The sequence below is a fragment of the Pseudomonas sp. AC252 genome (assembly GCF_979258105.1).
In genome coordinates, this window is record NZ_OZ409837.1 from 5,607,035 (window position 1) to 5,623,627 (window position 16,593).

The 16,593-nt window shown below is 60.0% G+C and carries 18 protein-coding genes; 8 read left to right on the forward strand and 10 right to left on the reverse strand.

Translation table 11 applies throughout. The features are described from left to right. The first annotated feature begins 61 nt into the window (after positions 1-61). Entirely contained in the window at positions 62-226 is a 165-nt protein-coding gene (locus tag ACZZZ4_RS25455) for a hypothetical protein (protein ID WP_165368427.1), read from the forward strand. A 7-nt stretch (positions 227-233) separates the two neighbouring features. On the opposite strand, the gene ACZZZ4_RS25460 is transcribed toward ACZZZ4_RS25455, so the two are convergent. Next, the gene (locus ACZZZ4_RS25460; protein WP_463549110.1) at positions 234-1,127 is read right to left on the reverse strand and encodes a LysR family transcriptional regulator; all 894 of its coding nucleotides are present in this window, start codon (positions 1,125-1,127) and stop codon (positions 234-236) included. An 85-nt stretch (positions 1,128-1,212) separates the two neighbouring features. On the opposite strand from ACZZZ4_RS25460, the gene ACZZZ4_RS25465 reads away from it, so the two are divergent. Beyond that, positions 1,213-1,989, forward strand: a complete 777-nt coding sequence (locus ACZZZ4_RS25465) for an NAD(P)H-dependent oxidoreductase (RefSeq protein ID WP_039763274.1) — start codon at positions 1,213-1,215, stop codon at positions 1,987-1,989. Here the strand turns inward: ACZZZ4_RS25465 and ACZZZ4_RS25470 are convergent. From ACZZZ4_RS25470 to ACZZZ4_RS25480, 3 genes are all read right to left on the reverse strand, one after another. After that, positions 1,981-3,045, reverse strand: coding sequence for an AbrB family transcriptional regulator (locus tag ACZZZ4_RS25470; RefSeq protein WP_463549111.1), 1,065 nt, complete (start codon positions 3,043-3,045; stop codon positions 1,981-1,983). The two genes, ACZZZ4_RS25465 and ACZZZ4_RS25470, sit on opposite strands and share 9 nt — an antisense overlap. 146 nt (positions 3,046-3,191) lie before the next feature. Continuing rightward, positions 3,192-3,614 (reverse strand): HD domain-containing protein, encoded by a 423-nt coding sequence (locus tag ACZZZ4_RS25475; protein WP_463549112.1) that lies wholly within the window; start codon positions 3,612-3,614, stop codon positions 3,192-3,194. 16 nt (positions 3,615-3,630) lie between these two features. After that, entirely contained in the window at positions 3,631-4,020 is a 390-nt protein-coding gene (locus ACZZZ4_RS25480) for a hypothetical protein (protein ID WP_039763279.1), read from the reverse strand. 165 nt (positions 4,021-4,185) lie between these two features. Between ACZZZ4_RS25480 and ACZZZ4_RS25485 the strand changes: the two genes are divergently transcribed. Beyond that, positions 4,186-4,617, forward strand: a complete 432-nt coding sequence (locus ACZZZ4_RS25485; protein ID WP_039763280.1) for a hypothetical protein — start codon at positions 4,186-4,188, stop codon at positions 4,615-4,617. Between the two features lie 70 nt (positions 4,618-4,687). Here the strand turns inward: ACZZZ4_RS25485 and ACZZZ4_RS25490 are convergent, their stop codons facing one another. The 6 genes from ACZZZ4_RS25490 to ACZZZ4_RS25515 form a co-directional block, all read right to left on the reverse strand. Further along, positions 4,688-4,972 (reverse strand): hypothetical protein, encoded by a 285-nt coding sequence (locus ACZZZ4_RS25490; RefSeq protein ID WP_463549113.1) that lies wholly within the window; start codon positions 4,970-4,972, stop codon positions 4,688-4,690. A 194-nt stretch (positions 4,973-5,166) separates the two neighbouring features. After that, the gene (locus tag ACZZZ4_RS25495) at positions 5,167-5,451 is read right to left on the reverse strand and encodes a hypothetical protein (protein WP_463549114.1); all 285 of its coding nucleotides are present in this window, start codon (positions 5,449-5,451) and stop codon (positions 5,167-5,169) included. A gap of 196 nt (positions 5,452-5,647) precedes the next feature. Next, positions 5,648-6,196: a cupin domain-containing protein gene (locus ACZZZ4_RS25500; RefSeq protein WP_011333561.1), complete on the reverse strand. Its 549-nt coding sequence runs from the start codon at positions 6,194-6,196 to the stop codon at positions 5,648-5,650. A gap of 343 nt (positions 6,197-6,539) precedes the next feature. Further along, positions 6,540-7,823, reverse strand: a complete 1,284-nt coding sequence (locus tag ACZZZ4_RS25505) for an NAD(P)/FAD-dependent oxidoreductase (protein WP_463538413.1) — start codon at positions 7,821-7,823, stop codon at positions 6,540-6,542. Between the two features lie 49 nt (positions 7,824-7,872). Beyond that, the gene (locus ACZZZ4_RS25510; protein ID WP_463549115.1) at positions 7,873-9,363 is read right to left on the reverse strand and encodes an aldehyde dehydrogenase; all 1,491 of its coding nucleotides are present in this window, start codon (positions 9,361-9,363) and stop codon (positions 7,873-7,875) included. A gap of 186 nt (positions 9,364-9,549) precedes the next feature. Continuing rightward, positions 9,550-10,926 (reverse strand): glutamine synthetase family protein, encoded by a 1,377-nt coding sequence (locus ACZZZ4_RS25515; RefSeq protein WP_007918694.1) that lies wholly within the window; start codon positions 10,924-10,926, stop codon positions 9,550-9,552. Between the two features lie 282 nt (positions 10,927-11,208). Here ACZZZ4_RS25515 and ACZZZ4_RS25520 point away from each other — a divergent pair, with 282 nt between their 5' ends. From ACZZZ4_RS25520 to ACZZZ4_RS25540, 5 genes are all read left to right on the forward strand, one after another. Beyond that, entirely contained in the window at positions 11,209-11,970 is a 762-nt protein-coding gene (locus ACZZZ4_RS25520) for a gamma-glutamyl-gamma-aminobutyrate hydrolase family protein (RefSeq protein WP_463549116.1), read from the forward strand. Between the two features lie 365 nt (positions 11,971-12,335). Further along, positions 12,336-13,478: a polyamine ABC transporter ATP-binding protein gene (gene potA / locus ACZZZ4_RS25525; protein ID WP_463549117.1), complete on the forward strand. Its 1,143-nt coding sequence runs from the start codon at positions 12,336-12,338 to the stop codon at positions 13,476-13,478. Then, a complete protein-coding gene (locus tag ACZZZ4_RS25530; RefSeq protein ID WP_039763290.1) occupies positions 13,475-14,389 on the forward strand; it encodes an ABC transporter permease subunit in 915 nt (304 codons plus the stop codon). Before potA ends, ACZZZ4_RS25530 begins: the two co-directional genes overlap by 4 nt. Further along, positions 14,386-15,258 (forward strand): ABC transporter permease subunit, encoded by an 873-nt coding sequence (locus ACZZZ4_RS25535; RefSeq protein WP_071172836.1) that lies wholly within the window; start codon positions 14,386-14,388, stop codon positions 15,256-15,258. The genes ACZZZ4_RS25530 and ACZZZ4_RS25535 overlap by 4 nt, the downstream gene beginning before the upstream one ends. Positions 15,259-15,453: 195 nt before the next feature. Beyond that, positions 15,454-16,551, forward strand: a complete 1,098-nt coding sequence (locus ACZZZ4_RS25540) for a polyamine ABC transporter substrate-binding protein (protein ID WP_024013335.1) — start codon at positions 15,454-15,456, stop codon at positions 16,549-16,551. The last annotated feature ends 42 nt before the right edge of the window (positions 16,552-16,593 follow it).

Consider the following 16,593-nt stretch of genomic DNA (forward strand, 5'->3'; position numbering starts at 1 on the left):
AGTTGCAGGTTTCGCCGACACTAGCGAAAGTCTCGGGCAAATACAAACGCAGCGGCTATCAATGCTTTCGATCATTGGAATCAACACGGCGAATTTTTTCTTTGCGCTGCGCCTGTTCACAATGGCCCCACTCTCAAAAGCTCAGGAAGAACCGCCCATGAATCTCAATTTCGCCTTCGCCTGCATGATCGTCGTGTCGTTCGCGATTGCCTTGGGCCACGCCTGAACATGCATCAAACCGAGGCCAGCAATTGCTCGCGCAGCCATTTGTGCGCTGGATCCCGGTGCACCCGCTCGGCCCAGAACATCGCCATTTCATAGCCTGGCACCTGCAGCGGTGCATCGACCACTTGCAGCGCCGGATTGCCGCGCACCAGGCGTGACGGCAGCATCGCCACCAGATCGGTGCTCGCCAGCACCGACATCGCCATAAGAAAGTGCGGCACTGACAACACCACTTTCCGCGCCAATCCGACTTCTGCCAGCGCCTTGTCAGTCGCGCCAAAAAAGCCTCCGCCCTCCCGCGACACCAGCACATGTTCCAGCGCGCAGAACTGCTCGCGGTTGGGCGCCTGGGTCAACCGCGGGTGGCCGACGCGCCCGGCCAGCACATAACGCTCAGTGAACAATGGTCGTCGATGTAACTCCGGCGGCGCGTCTTCGCTGATGTGCAAAGCCAGATCGAACACGCCCTGCTCGGCTTGCTTGACCATTTGCGCCGGCGTCAGGTCGACGATCGCCAGCCGCGTGCCCGGTGCCAGTTCGCGCAAATGGCTGAGCGCTGGCAGCACGACGGTGGATTCGCCGTAATCGGTCGCGGCGATTTTCCAACTGTGCGTTGCCTGCGCCGGGTCGAACACATCCGCTGGCGCCACCGCCCTTTCCAACGCCTCCAGCGCTTCACGCAACGGCTCGCGCAGTGCATCGGCGCGAGCGGTCGGGCGCATGCCTCGCGGGCCGGGCAGCAACAGCGGATCGTTGAAGATTTCGCGCAGTCTGGCCAAGTGCACACTCACCGAGGGCTGCGACAGATGCAGGCGCTGCGCCGCGCGGGTGACATTGTGCTCGGCGAGTAACACGTCCAGGGTCAGCAGCAGGTTGATATCCAGGCGTCTCAAATTATTCATGGCTATACCAGACATATCGGACATTCATTTCCAATATACCGGGCCAGCGCCGATCCTGCAGTCATCCACTCAAGGAGCACGCGACATGAATGTATTGCTGGTTTACGCCCACCCCGAATCGACCTCGCTGAACGGCTCGCTGCGCGACTTCACCGTCCAGCGCCTGCAGGCCGCCGGCCACACCGTGCAGGTCTCTGACCTCTACGCGATGAACTGGAAAGCCGTGCTCGACGCCGACGACGCACCGCAGCGCGACCCATCGCAACCCTTCCACGCCTCGCTCGACTCGAAACGCGCCTACGCCGAGGGCACCCAGGCCGCCGACATCGCCCGCGAGCAAGAGAAACTGCTCTGGGCCGACGCGCTGATCCTGCAATTCCCGATGTGGTGGTTCAGCATGCCGGCGATCCTCAAAGGCTGGTTCGACCGCGTCTACGCCTACGGCTTTGCCTATGGCGTCGGCGAACACTCCGACAGCCGCTGGGGCGAACGCTACGGCGAAGGCAAGATGAAGGGCAAACGGGCGATGCTGGTGGTGACAACCGGCGGCTGGGAATCGCACTACAGCCCACGCGGCATCAACGGGCCGATGGACGATTTGCTGTTTCCGATTCAGCACGGGATTCTGTATTACCCAGGCTTTGATGTAGTGCCGCCGTTTGTGGTGTATCGCACCAGTCGGATGGATGAGCCGCGGTATGCCGAGACCACCGCTGAACTGGGGTTGCGCCTGGATGAGCTGTGGAGTGCCCGGCCGATCGGGTTTCGGCAGCAGAATGGTGGGGAGTACGAGATTCCGGCGTTGACGTTGAAGGATGAGATTGCTCCGGGCCTGGAGGGCTTTTCGGCGCACTTACGCTGAGCCCAGCCCACTTGTCTGGCGAGGGAGCTGCGCACGGTCAAGCCCCTCGCGCACCCGCCTGACCTGCACCAACAACGCCGGGGCAAAATGCAGCAGCACCATCCGGCTCAAATGATGCGTCAGGATAAACACCACATTCAGCCCGCCACCAAACGCAACAATGGCAATCGTCTCGATCGCGCCCGGCATATATGCCAGCCACAGCGACAGCGGATCACTGCCCAGCCAGCGCGCAGCCCCTTCAGCAAACACCGCCGCGACGACGATCATCAGCCCGACGGAAACCAAAGCGGTGCGGCCATGTCGCGCCAGCTCTGCGATGCCGAGGCCCTGAAATCGCGAGCCGATGCGTACGCCGAGAATCAGTGCGGCGAGGTTCAAACTCCACTCCGGCAGGTGAAAGCCATGCAGCCATCCGGCCTTCACGAACACCGCAGTTATGATGATCGCGGTAAGCATGAACGGCGCAGGGACGCCGATCAGCAGCAGCAAACGCCCGAGCAACACGCTCAGCGCGATGGCAGCGAGTGCGGTCAGCGCCATGCCTGTGGTCAACGAATCGCTGACGACTTCAGCCACAGGTGCTTGCCCGGGAATCAGCAAACTCACCAGCACGGTGATCAACAGCAGCCGCATCAGGTGCACGATGATGACTTTGCTCGAAGCCTTTTCCGATTCAAGCAAATCGAACACTGCGGCCAGTGCGCCGGGATACACCGCCAGCAGTGCGTCGGTGCGATTCCAGCCGGCGCCGCGTGTCAGCCACCAGCCGGCGAGTGCGATTTGTATGGCCAGGCAGATCAGCAACACGCCAAGGCTGGGCAACATTGTCGAGGCTGTTTCGCTGTCCCATGCTTCGAACATAAGGCCAGTGGCGATGCCCAGCGTGACCTGGATGTAGCCCAACCCGTAAGGGGTTGCCGGGGCGATGCCGGTTTTGCCGGCAAACAATGCAGTAACCGCAATCGAACCCAGCAGCAAGCCGTGAGGCACGCCTTCAAACTGCAATAACGCGCCGAAAGCGGCGGCAATCAACAAGCACACAACGGATTTCATCGTTCGCCTTCCTGGCTATCCAACTGACACACCACCATTCCCCTGTGGGAGCGAGCCTGCTCGCGAAAGCGTCCTGCCAGTCACAGATGAATAACTGATCTATCGCCTTCGCGAGCAGGCTCGCTCCTACAAGAATCTAATACGTCTTACATACGCAAGCGTGCAATCGCCCGCCGGTATTTTTCGATACGCTCCAGATCCTCCCAACTCGGCGAGGCAATCCGCGAGATATCGCTGTTCTCTTCCAGATCCGCCAGCTTCACCACTCGCCCGATCGGGTTTTGCGCGGCGCGGTCGACAAAATCCTCGTAGGACTCGCCCGGCGCTTTGGTCACCGCCGCAATCGCCGCCAGCACCTCTTCGCTAAAACCTTCGCCACGCAAATCATCCAGACTCACCCCGCAATCCTCGACCACATCGTGCAGCACGGCGACGATGCGCGTTTCCAGCGTGTGCATGCGCAACATGACTTTCAGCGGATGCAAAATGTACGGCGCCCCGCCCTTGTCCACCTGCCCGCTGTGGGCTGTGGCGGCAATGGCGATGGCGCGTTCGAGGGTTTGGGCCATGGGAGTCTCCGTGGTGTCAAAGGCCATAGCGGCCGCCAACGTGAATGTTGCGTTTGAGCCAGTTGCCGATCGCTCGCAGACGCCCTACAGGTTTCGCCGGATGAGCATGGTGCTGAAGAATCATCGACACCAGCGTCGCCTGATCCGCCTGCGGATTTGCATCGATCAACTCGGCGACCCACGCGCAATCGGCCTTGCGCAAGTGCGCGCGCCAGTCACCACACCAACCGTCCAGCTCATCCCGAGCCAAAAACCGCGCGCCGCCATGCTCCATATGCCCGCCGCCCATGGACTGCTCAAAGCAGAACGGCGTATCCGGTTTGCTCGGATCGATATGAAAAAGATAGATGTCGTGAAACGGATGCTGTGAAGCGGGGGCTATGTTGCGGCGGCCGATTTCAATCATGGCGACGGTCCAATCCTTGGGCGCTGAATGTTTCTGATTGTTGCGCAGTGTACGCGAAGATCGCGCAGCGCAAAGCCGATTGAACCTTGCCCGCCCTCGCCGCCTCGAAACCAGACAAGCGCCAAATCACCGATCAGACGCGGCGCCATTGGAGAGGAATTGCCGATGAAAACCCGACTGCTGCTCCTGATCGCCACGTTCGCCATCATCCCCACCTGCGTCATGGCTGAAGGCTGCGACGTGCAGACCCGCTCCTCCAGCGCCTCGGTGCCGGCGGTGGAAACCCACAGCTGCTACGAATACGAAGGCATGCCCGTGGATTCCATCAACTGGTCATGCAGCAACGAAACCAAGGACACCCTCAACGCCACCAAGAAGAAAGTCGAACGCTGCGACGACCACTACCAGGCCACCTGCACCGCCCGCCTCACCCAGGAATCCCTGGCCAACCCGCACTCGACCAGCAAAGACAAAAGCGCCAAACCGCTGAACATGCCTGACAATGCCAAAGTCACGACGTATTACTACGACGGCGAGCATCTGGCACAGGCGAAGATTGATTGTGAAAACAGCGGCGGGAACTGGAAGGCTAAATAGCCTCGTTTATCGAGCATTGCCTGATAGAGAGCCCGGCTTGTTGCCGGGCTTGCTGCATGTGCAAACAGCCTCAGCCTTCACCAGCACCGCTGCTGGTGCCGCTGTCGTTCGATTGCTTCGAACCACTGGGCTTGGAACCCGAAGGTGTAGAGCCGTCATTATTGGTGGTGTTGCCCTGTGTGCCTTTGGGCACGGTGGCGCCATTGGAATGAATGTCCTCCGGCGCACTCGGGTTGGTCTGGCTGTTGCCGTCGTTCGCGGTGGGTGCAGGGGTGTCGCTGGCGGCTGCTGCGTATAGCGAGGTGGCGGATACCAAAGTGGCTAGCGTCAGTGCTGCGAGGTTGACTGGGCGCATGTTGGCGGCTCCTTTGCGGGGGGTAAGGTATGCATTGGAATCAGGTGTGCGGCGAAAATGCGGAGGGGCTGACGAACGGCAAAAATAAACTGACCCGACACCTCGGAAGAGACATCGGGTCATCGAAAAACAATTTCTGATACGCAGAAAAAAGCCCGGTTTGAAAGACCGGGCTCTCCAATACGACGTACCCATCAACCACCGCCGCTGCCCCCACTACTGCTACCGGACGGTTGACCCGCGGGGGTGGGTTTGGAAGCAGAAGGCACCGGCCCATTGTCGGTTTTGCCACCATCACCCCCTTGGGGCAGCGAATCGGCATCCGGGTCGGCATTGGTGGCTGGAGACGCCGGTTCACGAGTCTGGCTGGTGCCGTCGCTCGCCTTCGGGGTCGACGTGTCGCCAGCCGCTAGCGCATACGGCGCGCTGCCGAACAGCAACGCCGCTAGGGTAATCACCGCAATTTTATGGTTCAGCATGGTGGCTCTTCCGTTGCGTGTGGAGTTACAGCATTGGAAGCAGGTGCGCGGCGAACGTGCGATGCGTCGGACGAGTGGTTATCAGCCGCAGACATCGCGAAATTTCAAGATCTGAATACTTCGCAGGAAAACACCTGTGCGGCCTGCGTTCTGCTAAAAAATCCACCTCATTCAAACCAGGCGAAACGCGTGCCCTTCAAAAATTCGCCGGCGTATTCGCACTGATGATCTCAGCCTCATCCGCGCCAATATTCCGGAATTTATGCGGCAGCGTCGTCGGAAAGTAATACCCGTCCCCCGCACTCAACACACTCACCTGCCCGTCCACGGTCAATTCCACCGTGCCACGCGTGACCAAGCCGCACTCTTCGCCTTCGGCATGCACGATCGGCTCTTCGCCGGAGCTGGCGCCAGGGGCGTATTGCTCGCGCAGCAGGCGCATCTGGCGGCTGGGGACGGAGGCGCCGATGAGCAGCAGGCGCAGGCCGTGGCGGCCGAGGTCGGGTTGTTCGTTGGCGCGGAATACGTATTGATGTTCACGCGGGGGCTGGTCGAAGGTGAAGAAGTCGGCCAGGGACATCGGTATGCCTTCGAGCAGCTTTTTCAGCGAACTGACGGAGGGGCTGACGCGGTTCTGTTCGATCAGCGAGATGGTTGCGTTGGTCACGCCGCTACGCCGGGCGAGCTCGCGCTGGGAGAGTTTGTAGCTTTCGCGTACTAGTTTGAGTCGAGAACCCGTATCCATGACTGCCTTATGTAAAAGGGGCGATGGGGGTGGGTGGCGGGTGACGCGCAGGTTGCGCGGATCACGTTGCTCCCGTGTCCCGGAACCGTGAAAGGCGGCTATTAAATCACGTTTGCCGGTGTTGCTCAGCAGGTTCGATGGATGGTGATCGAAATGAGCTGGCTGGCGATTATTGCGGATAAATAAAAAACTTGTGGGAGCTGGCTTGCCAGCGATTGGATGGCACATTCAACATCCCTTTTGCTGAAAGACCGCAATCGCTGGCAAGCCAGCTCCCACAGGTTTTGTGTGCTGTTTAGGGAAAAACCGGCGGGGTCTTTTGGATCGCCGCCGGTGAGGTCAATCAGACGCCGAAACGGTCGCGCAGTGAGTAGTAGACGGCGCCCAGAGCGGTGAGCGGCGCCGAGAACGTGCGGCCGCCGAGCATCGGCATGTGCGGCAGCGAGGCGAAGGCGTTGAAGCGTTCGGCGTCGCCACGGATCATTTCCGAGATCAGTTTGCCGGCCAGGTGCGAGCAAGTGACGCCGTGGCCGCTGTAGCCCTGCATGTAGTAGGCGTTCTTTTCGATACGGCCAAACTGCGGCATGCGCGACATGGTCAGCAGGAAATTGCCGGTCCAGCGGTAGTCGATCTTCACGTCCTTGAGCTGCGGAAAGGTCTTGAGGATCTTCGGCCGGATCAGTTGTTCGATATCGTCCGGCTCCCGCGCGCCGTAGACCACACCGCCGCCGTAAAGCAGGCGGTTGTCGGCAGTGAGGCGGTAGTAATCCAGCAAATAGTTGCAGTCCTCGACGCAGTAATTATTCGGGATCAGGCTGCGTGCCTGCTGTTCGGTCAGCGGTTCGGTGACGACGATCTGCGAGCCGCACGGCATGCTTTTCGCGGTGACACGGTTGTCGAGACCTTGTGGCAGATAAGCGTTGCCAGCGATCAACAGGTATTTGGCACGGACCAGACCTTTAGCGGTGCGCACGGTGATCGGCTCGCCGTAGGTGATGTCCACCGCCGCCGATTGCTCGTAGATCTTGCCGCCCAAGCGCACGATGGCAGCGGCCTCCCCTAGCGCCAGATTCAGCGGATGAACGTGGCCGCCCTGCATGTCCAGCAAACCGCCAACGTAGGCGTCGGAGCCGACTTCACGACGAATGTCCGCTGCATCGAGCATTTTCAGATTGCGGTTGCCGTAGCGTTCCCAGTTGCGCTTCTGCTCGGCCAGACCATTGAGTTGTTTCTTGTTCATCGCTGCGAAGATGCCGCCCGGGCGGTAGTCGCATTTGATGTCGTAATCCTTGATGCGCGAACGAATGATATCGGCGCCTTCGAAGATCATGCTGCCGAGGATTTCTGCAGTCTTGTCGCCGTAGCGCTCTTCGATGACATCAACGTCGCGGCTATAAGAATTGACCAGTTGACCGCCATTGCGACCGCTGGCGCCGTAGCCGACTTTCGCCGCTTCCAGTACGGTGACTTTGTAGCCGGCTTCGCTGAGGAAGAGCGCCGAGGATAGACCGGTGTAGCCGGCGCCGATGATGCAGACGTCGCAGTCCAGTGCTTCTTCGAGAACCGGGAAGTCGATGACTTCGTTGCGCGTGGCCGCGTAGTAGCTGTTTACGTGTTGCTGTTTCATAGGTTTCTCCGAGGGCCGCCAACCAGGGGCGGCCGCCGCTGTAAAAGAATCAGAGCTTGATCCAGGTCGCTTTCAGTTCGGTGTACTTGTCGAACGCGTGCAGCGATTTGTCGCGGCCGTTGCCCGATTGCTTGAAGCCACCGAATGGCGCAGTCATGTCGCCGCCATCGTACTGGTTGACCCAGACACTGCCGGCGCGCAGGCCGCGGGCGAAGGTGTGCGCCTTGCTGAGGTTGCTGGTCCACACCCCGGCGGCGAGGCCGAAGATGCTGTCGTTGGCGATCTGCAGGGCTTCTTCGGCAGTGTCAAAGTTGATCAGCGACAGCACCGGGCCGAAGATTTCTTCCCCGGCAATGGTCATCGCGTTGGTCACGCCGTCGAAAATCGCTGGCTGCACGTAGAGGCCGCCGGTTTCTTCGAGGGTGCGTTGGCCGCCGGCAATCAACTCGGCGCCCTGCTCGCGGCCGATGCTGATATAGCGCAGCACGTTGTCCAGTTGACGCTGGTCGACCACGGCGCCGACAGTGGTCGCCGGATCCAGTGCGTGCCCCGGTTTCCACGCTTGCAGCGCTTCCACCAGCAGCGGGATGAACTGCTCGCGAATCGAACGCTCGACCAGCAGGCGCGAACCGGCAGTGCAGACTTCGCCCTGATTGAAGGCGATGGCACTGGCTGCTGCCTGAGCTGCGGCGCGCAAGTCCGGTGCATCGGCGAACACCACGTTCGGGCTCTTGCCGCCGGCCTCGAGCCAGACGCGCTTCATGTTGCTCTGCCCGGCATAGATCATCAGCTGCTTGGCGATCGCCGTGGAGCCGGTGAACGCCAGTACATCGACGTCCATGTGCAACGCCAGTGCCTTGCCGACGGTGTGGCCGTAGCCCGGCAGCACGTTGAACACGCCTTTCGGAATCCCCGCCTCCAGCGCCAGTTGCGCGATGCGGATGGCGGTCAGCGGTGATTTTTCCGAAGGTTTGAGGATGAACGAGTTACCCGCCGCCAGCGCCGGGGCGAACTTCCAGCTGGCCATGATCAACGGGAAATTCCACGGCACGATCGCCGCGACCACACCGGACGGCTCGCGGGTGACGAGACCAAGTTGATCGTGCGGGGTGGCAGCGACTTCGTCGTAGATCTTGTCGATGGCCTCGGCGCTCCAGCGGATCGCGTTGGCGGCCGCCGGGATATCGATGCTCATCGAGTCGCTGATCGGCTTGCCCATGTCGAGGGTCTCCAGCAGCGCCAGTTCTTCCTGGTGTTGCAGGATCAGATCGGCGAAGCGGATCAGCACGCGCTTGCGCTCGGCGGGGGCTTTTTGCGCCCAGATACCAGAGTTGAAGGACTGGCGCGCGGCTTCGACGGCGAGGTTGGCGTCGGCTTCATCGGTGCTGGCGACGGCGGCAAGAAAGCGGCCATCGACCGGGCTCAGGCATTCGAAAGTGTCGCCGCTGATCGCCGGGCGGTACTCACCGTTGATGAAAGCGCGGGATTCGATGGACAGAGACTGGAAGCGTTGTTCCCAGTCGTTGCGGGTGGTGGTCATTGTTTTGAGCTCGACAAGGGCAGATTGGGCGACGGCGGGCGATCACCCACGCATCAAAAATTGATAACCCGCTCCCTGTGGGAGCGAGCCTGCTCGCGAAAGCGTCGTGTCAGGCAACAATATTCTGAATGACATACCGCATTCGCGAGCAGGCTCGCTCCCACATTGGATCGGTGGTGTCTGTGATCACACCGTATGCAGATACCAGTTGTACTCAAGATCAGAAATCGAGTTCTCGAACTCGGCCAGCTCGCTTTCCTTGCACGCGACAAACACGTCGATGTACATCGGGTCGATGTAGCGCGCCATGACTTCGCTGTCGTCGAGCTCGCGCAAGGCGTCGCGCAGGTTGTTCGGCAGGCTCTGCTCGTTCTGCTCGTAGCTGTTGCCTTCAACCGGGGCACCGGGCTCGATCTGATTGGTAAGACCGTGGTGAATGCCGGCCAGCACCGACGCCATTAGCAGGTACGGGTTGGCATCGGCACCGGCAACGCGGTGTTCGATGCGCACGGCGTCCGCTGAACCCGTCGGCACGCGCACGGCCACGGTGCGGTTGTCGATACCCCAGCTTGGCGAGTTCGGCACATAGAACTGCGCGCCGAAGCGGCGATACGAGTTGACGTTCGGGCAGAGGAACGCCATTTGCGCCGGCAGGGTCTCGAGCACACCGCCGATCGCGTGACGCAGCGCGGCGTTCTGCTCGGGATCCTCGCTGGCGAAGATGTTGTTGCCTTCTTTGTCCAGAATCGAAATGTGCACGTGCAAACCGTTGCCGGCCTGGCCCGGATAAGGCTTGGCCATGAAAGTCGTGTCCATCTCGTGGTCGTAGGCGATGTTCTTCACCAGACGCTTGAGCAGCACCGCGTAATCGCAGGCCTTGATCGGGTCGGAGACGTGATGCAGGTTGACTTCGAACTGCGCCGGGGCGCTTTCCTTGACGATCGCATCAGCAGGGATGCCCTGCTCTTTCGCGCCTTCGAGGATGTCCTGCAGGCAGTCGACGTATTCGTCGAGATCGTCGATCAGGTAGACCTGAGTCGACACCGGACGCTTGCCGGATACCGGTGAACGCGGCGACTGCGGACGACCATTCACGTTGTCCTGGTCGATCAGATAGAACTCAAGTTCGAACGCCGCGCAGATGGTCAGGCCGAGATCGTCGAACTTGCGCACCACGTTGGCGAGCACTTCACGCGGGTCGGCGAAGAACGGCTGACCTTCGATCTCGTGCATGGTCATCAGTAGTTGAGCGGTCGGGCGTTTTTGCCACGGCTCGATGCTCAGGGTGCCGGGAATCGGGTAGCAGATGCGATCGGCATCGCCAATATCCAGGCCCAGACCGGTGCTTTCCACCGTCGAGCCGTTGATGTCCAGCGCGAATAGCGACGCCGGCAGGTTGATGCCTTTTTCGTACACCTTATGAAGACTGGTGCGTTCGATGCGCTTACCGCGCACCACACCGTTCATATCCGCAATCAGAAGGTCGACGTACAAAACCTCAGGATATTTCTTAAGGAATGCGTTGGCTTCGTTGAGTTGAACGGTACGCAGAGGGACCGACATGATGCACCTATTTAGCTGTTAATTATTATGTTCACCACCGTGTTGCGCAGCCAGTCAATCCGAAAGGCAAAGTGAAGTCAATAGCGAACACCCTGCCCTGTAGCCTTTATTTTTAGGGCTTTTATTAACGCTCTCGTGCCATATCCGTCGCTAGACCCCGGTAAACCCGAGCGATTTGATGAACGGCGTTTAGAATTTTTTACATGGCAGTTGTTAATTAAAATCAACGAGGCTAAGCTCCGGAAAAGCTCGTTCAAGTGACAGACTTCGAGGTGAATAAAAATGGCATTCAAGCCATTGATCGGCGTTACTGCGTGCGTCAAACAGATTGGCCTGCACCCCTATCACATCAGCGGCGACAAGTACGTACGTGCTGTCAGCATTGGCGCCCAAGGGTTGCCAGTGGTCATTCCTTCCCTCGGCAATCTGACTGAAATCGATGACCTGCTCGGTCAACTTGACGGTCTGTTGCTGACCGGCTCGCCGTCTAACGTGGAGCCCTTCCACTATCAAGGCCCGGCCAGTGCGCCCGGCACGGATCATGATCCAGCCCGCGACGCCACCACCCTTCCTTTATTGCGTGCAGCCATCGCTGCCGGCGTTCCGGTGCTAGGCATCTGCCGTGGCTTCCAGGAAATGAACGTGGCCTTCGGCGGCAGCCTGCATCAAAAGGTGCACGAGCTGCCCGGCATGCTCGATCACCGCGAGGCCGACAGCCCGGATGTAGCCGTGCAATACGCACCGGCCCATGCGGTCAGCGTGATCGCTGGCGGCGTGTTCGAAGCGCTGGAGCTGCCCGACGAATTTCAGGTCAATTCGATTCACAGCCAAGGCATCGACCGCCTCGCTCCCGGCCTGCGCGCTGAAGCCGTGGCGCCGGATGGCCTGATCGAAGCGATCTCGGTCGAGCACAGTCCGACCCTCGCCCTCGGCGTGCAATGGCACCCGGAATGGCAGGTGCTGGACAACCCGAACTACCTGAAGATTTTCCAGGCGTTCGGCGAGGCTTGCCGGCAACGGGCGGCGAAGCGCAGTCAGCGCTGACGCAATCGCCAAATAAATAACGATTTACTGCCCCCACGGCTGGCGGGTGTGCGTTTGCACATCCGTCAGTCGTGAACCGCAACACCCGTGATAACAACAAGTACGACCCAGGCAGCCAGGACGGCGGCGCCGAACAAGCCGGACGGCAGGAGCAAGACCTTCAGATCAATGCAAAACCCTGTGGGAGCGAGCTTGCTCGCGAAAGCGGTGTGTCAGGTAACAACGATGTCGGCTGACACGACGTCTTCGCGAGCAAGCTCGCTCCCACAGGGGATGTGATCCGACTGGGAATGCACCTGCAGGCTTGCAATCCACTTAAGCCCGGCCACGTTGGCCAGGCACACGAAACCTGTTGGGAGTTTCACATGGCAAACGCCTCCAGCACTTACCGCAAGGCACTCGAAGGTCATCAGCAACCGAAAAAGGTGCTGGTGAAAGTCGATCGTGTCACCAAGAAGTTCGACGAAACCGTGGCCGTGGACGATGTGTCCCTGGAGATCCATCAGGGCGAGATTTTCGCGCTGCTGGGCGGTTCCGGGTCGGGCAAATCGACGCTGCTGCGTATGCTCGCCGGTTTCGAGCGGCCGACCGAGGGGCGGATTCTGCTCGATGGCGTGGACATCACCGACATGCCGCCCTATGAGCGGCCGATCAACATGATGTTCCAGTCCTACGCGCTGTTCCCGCACATGACCGTGGCGCAGAACATCGCCTTCGGCCTCAAGCAGGACCGTTTGCCCGCCAGCGAAATCGATGCCCGCGTCGAAGAAATGCTGCGTCTGGTGCACATGACCCAATACGCCAAGCGCCGCCCGCACCAGTTGTCCGGCGGCCAGCGACAGCGCGTCGCCCTCGCCCGCTCGTTGGCCAAACGGCCAAAGCTGTTGCTACTCGACGAGCCGATGGGTGCGCTGGATAAAAAACTGCGTTCGCAGATGCAGCTGGAGTTGGTGGAGATCATCGAGCGCGTCGGCGTGACCTGCGTGATGGTGACCCACGATCAGGAAGAAGCCATGACCATGGCCCAGCGCATCGCGATCATGCACCTGGGCTGGATCGCGCAGATCGGCAGCCCGGTGGACATTTATGAGGCGCCGGTCAGCCGCATGGTCTGCGAATTCATCGGCAACGTGAACGCCTTTGACGGCACCGTGGTGGAAGACCTGGAAGGCCACGCGATCATTCACAGCCCCGACTTGCAGCAGAAGATCTATGTCGGTCACGGCGTCAGCACGTCGGTGCAGGACAAGTCGATCACCTACGCCATCCGCCCGGAAAAAACGCTCGTCAGCACCACCCAACCGGAATTCCGCTACAACTGGTCCGAAGGCAAGGTCCACGACATCGCCTACCTCGGCGGCCACTCGGTGTTCTACGTCGAGCTGCCCGGCGGCAAGATCGTCCAGTCGTTCATGGCCAACGCCGAACGCCGTGGCGCGCGGCCGACCTGGGACGACAAGGTCTACGTCTGGTGGGAAGACGACAGCGGCGTGGTGCTGCGCTCATGAGAACTTTCAATCAGCAATTCTTGCGCCTGGTGCCCAGCGGACGAAAACTGGTGATCGGCATTCCGTTCATCTGGCTGTTCCTGTTCTTCATGCTGCCGTTCTTTCTGGTGATGAAGATCAGCTTCTCGGAAGCCGCGCTGTCGATCCCGCCGTACTCGGAGATCTACACCTTCGCCGAACAGAAATTCCAGCTGCTGCTGAACATCGGCAACTACACGCTGCTCGGTGAAGACGAGCTGTATCTGTCCGCATACCTTGGCTCGCTGAAGGTCGCGGCACTGAGCACGCTGATGTGCCTGGTGATCGGTTTCCCCATGGCCTACGCGATCACCAAGACCGGCAAGGAAACCCAAAACGTCCTGCTGCTGTTGATCATGATGCCAACCTGGACGGCGATCCTGATCCGCGTGTATGCGTGGATGGGCATCCTCAGCAACAACGGTTTGCTCAACGCGTTCCTGATGTGGACCGGGCTCACCGATCATCCGATCGAGATCCTCAACACCAACACTGCCGTCTATATCGGTGTGGTTTACGCGTATCTGCCGTTCATGGTGCTGCCGCTCTACGCCAACCTGGTCAAGCATGACAACAGCCTGCTGGAAGCCGCGCAGGATCTGGGCTCAAGCAACTTCAACAACTTCTGGAAGATCACCGTGCCACTGGCCAAGAACGGCATCATTGCCGGCTGCATGCTGGTGTTCATTCCGGTGGTCGGCGAGTTCGTGATTCCGGAACTGCTGGGTGGCCCGGAGACGCTGATGATCGGCCGCGTGCTGTGGCAAGAGTTCTTCAATAACCGCGACTGGCCGGTAGCGTCCGCGCTGGCAGTGGTCATGCTGTTGATCCTGATTGTGCCGATTCTGCTGTTCAACCGCAGCCAGGCCAAAGAGATGGAGGCACGGGGATGAAACGCTTCAACTTTTCCAAATTCATGCTGATCTTTGGCTTGATGTTCATTTATCTGCCGATGCTGATCCTGGTGATCTACTCGTTCAACGCCTCGAAACTGGTGACGGTGTGGGGCGGCTGGTCGATCAAGTGGTATGTCGGCCTGCTCGACAACACGCAACTGATGGGCTCGGTGGTGCGCTCGCTGGAAATCGCCTGCTACACCGCGATTGCCGCTGTGGCACTGGGCACCCTCGCCGCCTTCGTCCTGACGCGGGTGACGCGCTTCAAGGGCCGCACGCTGTTTGGCGGCCTGGTCACCGCGCCGCTGGTGATGCCTGAGGTGATCACCGGTCTGTCGCTGTTGCTGCTGTTTGTGGCGATGGCGCAACTGATCGGCTGGCCGCAGGAGCGCGGCATCGTCACCATCTGGATCGCCCACACCACCTTTTGTGCCGCTTATGTCGCGGTGGTAGTCTCCGCGCGCCTGCGGGAACTGGATCTGTCGATTGAAGAAGCGGCAATGGATCTGGGCGCGAAGCCGTTCAAGGTGTTTTTCCTGATCACCATTCCGATGATCGCGCCGTCGCTGGCGGCGGGTGGGATGATGTCGTTTGCCTTGTCGCTGGATGATCTGGTGCTGGCGAGCTTCGTTTCCGGCCCGGGCTCCACCACCCTGCCGATGGAAGTATTCTCGGCGGTGCGCCTGGGTGTAAAACCCGAGATCAACGCCGTGGCCAGTCTGATTCTGCTGGCAGTGTCGCTGGTGACTTTCCTGGTCTGGTATTTCGGCCGCAAGGCGGAAGCCAACCGCAAGCGGGCGATTCAGGAAGCGATGGATCAGACCGCAAACGAGTCGTGGCAACAGCCAGCAGCGGCGACTGCCTGAGCAACACCGATGAACAACTGTGGCGAGGGGATTTATCCCCGTTGGGCTGCGAAGCGGTCCCTGCAGTTCTACCTGAAGACTCCGTATTCAGGTTTTGCGACTGCTTCGCAGCCGAGCGGGGATAAATCCCCTCGCCACAAGGTTCAAGTGCACCGAGCTTTTGTTTTGTTGAATAAGAAGAAGGGAGTTGTACCGATGAAAATGTTTGGCAGGACTCTGCTGACACTGTCCTTAATGGGCGCAATGGTCATGGGCGCCCAGGCCAACGACAAGGTGCTGCGTGTTTACAACTGGTCCGATTACATCGCGCCGGACACCGTGAAAAAATTCGAAGATGAAACCGGCATTCGCGTGACCTACGACGTCTTCGACAGTAACGAAACCCTGGAAGCGCGCCTGCTCGCCGGCAAATCCGGTTACGACATTGTCGTGCCGTCGAACAGTTTTCTGGCCAAACAGATCAAGGCCGGCGTCTATCAGCCGCTGGACAAATCGAAGCTGCCGAACTGGAAGAATCTCAACCCGGTGCTGCTGAAAAACGCCTCTGCCAGTGATCCCGACAACGCTCACGCGTTCCCGTACATGTGGGGCTCGATCGGCATCGGTTTCAATCCAGCCAAGGTCAAGGAAGTACTCGGCGCCAACGCCCCGACCAACTCCTGGGACTTGCTGTTCAAGCCGGAGAACGCAGAAAAGCTCAAAGCCTGCGGCATCAGTTTTCTCGATTCGCCGACCGAGATGCTCCCGGCCGCCCTGCACTACCTGGGCTATCCGGTGAACGACAAGGACAAGGCGCACATTGCCGAGGCCGAAGCGCTGTTCATGAAAATCCGCCCGTACGTGGCGTATTTCCATTCCTCGAAGTACATCTCCGATCTGGCCAACGGCAACATCTGCGTGGCGGTCGGTTACTCCGGCGACGTCCTGCAGGCCAAGGCCCGCGCAGTGGAGTCGGGCAACAACGTGGTGATCGACTACAGCATTCCCAAGGAAGGCGCCGGCAGTTTCTACGACATGGTCGCCATCCCCCGTGATGCGGCGAACGTCGACAACGCCTACCTGTTCATGGACTTCCTGATGCGCCCGGACATCATCGCCGAAGTCACCAACAGCATCGGCTATAGCAACGCCAACGCAGCGGCCACGCCATTGGTGGACGAAGCGATTCGTAACGAACCGGGCTCGTATCCGTCGCAAGCGGTGATGGCAACCTTGTATGCGGTGCCGGACCAGCCGATCGCGACGCAGCGGATCATGACCCGTGGCTGGACCCGGGTGAAACTCGGCAAGTGAGCCCACCAACAATCCTACAGTGGTCCGGTGTTATGGCAGCAA

Excerpts from the sequence above, each read along its gene's own strand:
- ACZZZ4_RS25460 (WP_463549110.1), bottom strand. The coding sequence starts at position 1,127 with ATGAATAATTTGAGACGCCTGGATATCAACCTGCTGCTGACCCTGGAC.
- ACZZZ4_RS25490 (WP_463549113.1), bottom strand. The coding sequence starts at position 4,972 with ATGCGCCCAGTCAACCTCGCAGCACTGACGCTAGCCACTTTGGTATCC.
- ACZZZ4_RS25495 (WP_463549114.1), bottom strand. The coding sequence starts at position 5,451 with ATGCTGAACCATAAAATTGCGGTGATTACCCTAGCGGCGTTGCTGTTC.
- ACZZZ4_RS25480 (WP_039763279.1), bottom strand. The coding sequence starts at position 4,020 with ATGATTGAAATCGGCCGCCGCAACATAGCCCCCGCTTCACAGCATCCG.
- ACZZZ4_RS25475 (WP_463549112.1), bottom strand. The coding sequence starts at position 3,614 with ATGGCCCAAACCCTCGAACGCGCCATCGCCATTGCCGCCACAGCCCAC.
- ACZZZ4_RS25515 (WP_007918694.1), bottom strand. The coding sequence starts at position 10,926 with ATGTCGGTCCCTCTGCGTACCGTTCAACTCAACGAAGCCAACGCATTC.
- ACZZZ4_RS25540 (WP_024013335.1), top strand. The coding sequence starts at position 15,454 with ATGAAAATGTTTGGCAGGACTCTGCTGACACTGTCCTTAATGGGCGCA.
- potA (WP_463549117.1), top strand. The coding sequence starts at position 12,336 with ATGGCAAACGCCTCCAGCACTTACCGCAAGGCACTCGAAGGTCATCAG.
- ACZZZ4_RS25510 (WP_463549115.1), bottom strand. The coding sequence starts at position 9,363 with ATGACCACCACCCGCAACGACTGGGAACAACGCTTCCAGTCTCTGTCC.
- ACZZZ4_RS25505 (WP_463538413.1), bottom strand. The coding sequence starts at position 7,823 with ATGAAACAGCAACACGTAAACAGCTACTACGCGGCCACGCGCAACGAA.
- ACZZZ4_RS25485 (WP_039763280.1), top strand. The coding sequence starts at position 4,186 with ATGAAAACCCGACTGCTGCTCCTGATCGCCACGTTCGCCATCATCCCC.
- ACZZZ4_RS25530 (WP_039763290.1), top strand. The coding sequence starts at position 13,475 with ATGAGAACTTTCAATCAGCAATTCTTGCGCCTGGTGCCCAGCGGACGA.
- ACZZZ4_RS25455 (WP_165368427.1), top strand. The coding sequence starts at position 62 with ATGCTTTCGATCATTGGAATCAACACGGCGAATTTTTTCTTTGCGCTG.
- ACZZZ4_RS25520 (WP_463549116.1), top strand. The coding sequence starts at position 11,209 with ATGGCATTCAAGCCATTGATCGGCGTTACTGCGTGCGTCAAACAGATT.
- ACZZZ4_RS25465 (WP_039763274.1), top strand. The coding sequence starts at position 1,213 with ATGAATGTATTGCTGGTTTACGCCCACCCCGAATCGACCTCGCTGAAC.
- ACZZZ4_RS25500 (WP_011333561.1), bottom strand. The coding sequence starts at position 6,196 with ATGGATACGGGTTCTCGACTCAAACTAGTACGCGAAAGCTACAAACTC.
- ACZZZ4_RS25470 (WP_463549111.1), bottom strand. The coding sequence starts at position 3,045 with ATGAAATCCGTTGTGTGCTTGTTGATTGCCGCCGCTTTCGGCGCGTTA.
- ACZZZ4_RS25535 (WP_071172836.1), top strand. The coding sequence starts at position 14,386 with ATGAAACGCTTCAACTTTTCCAAATTCATGCTGATCTTTGGCTTGATG.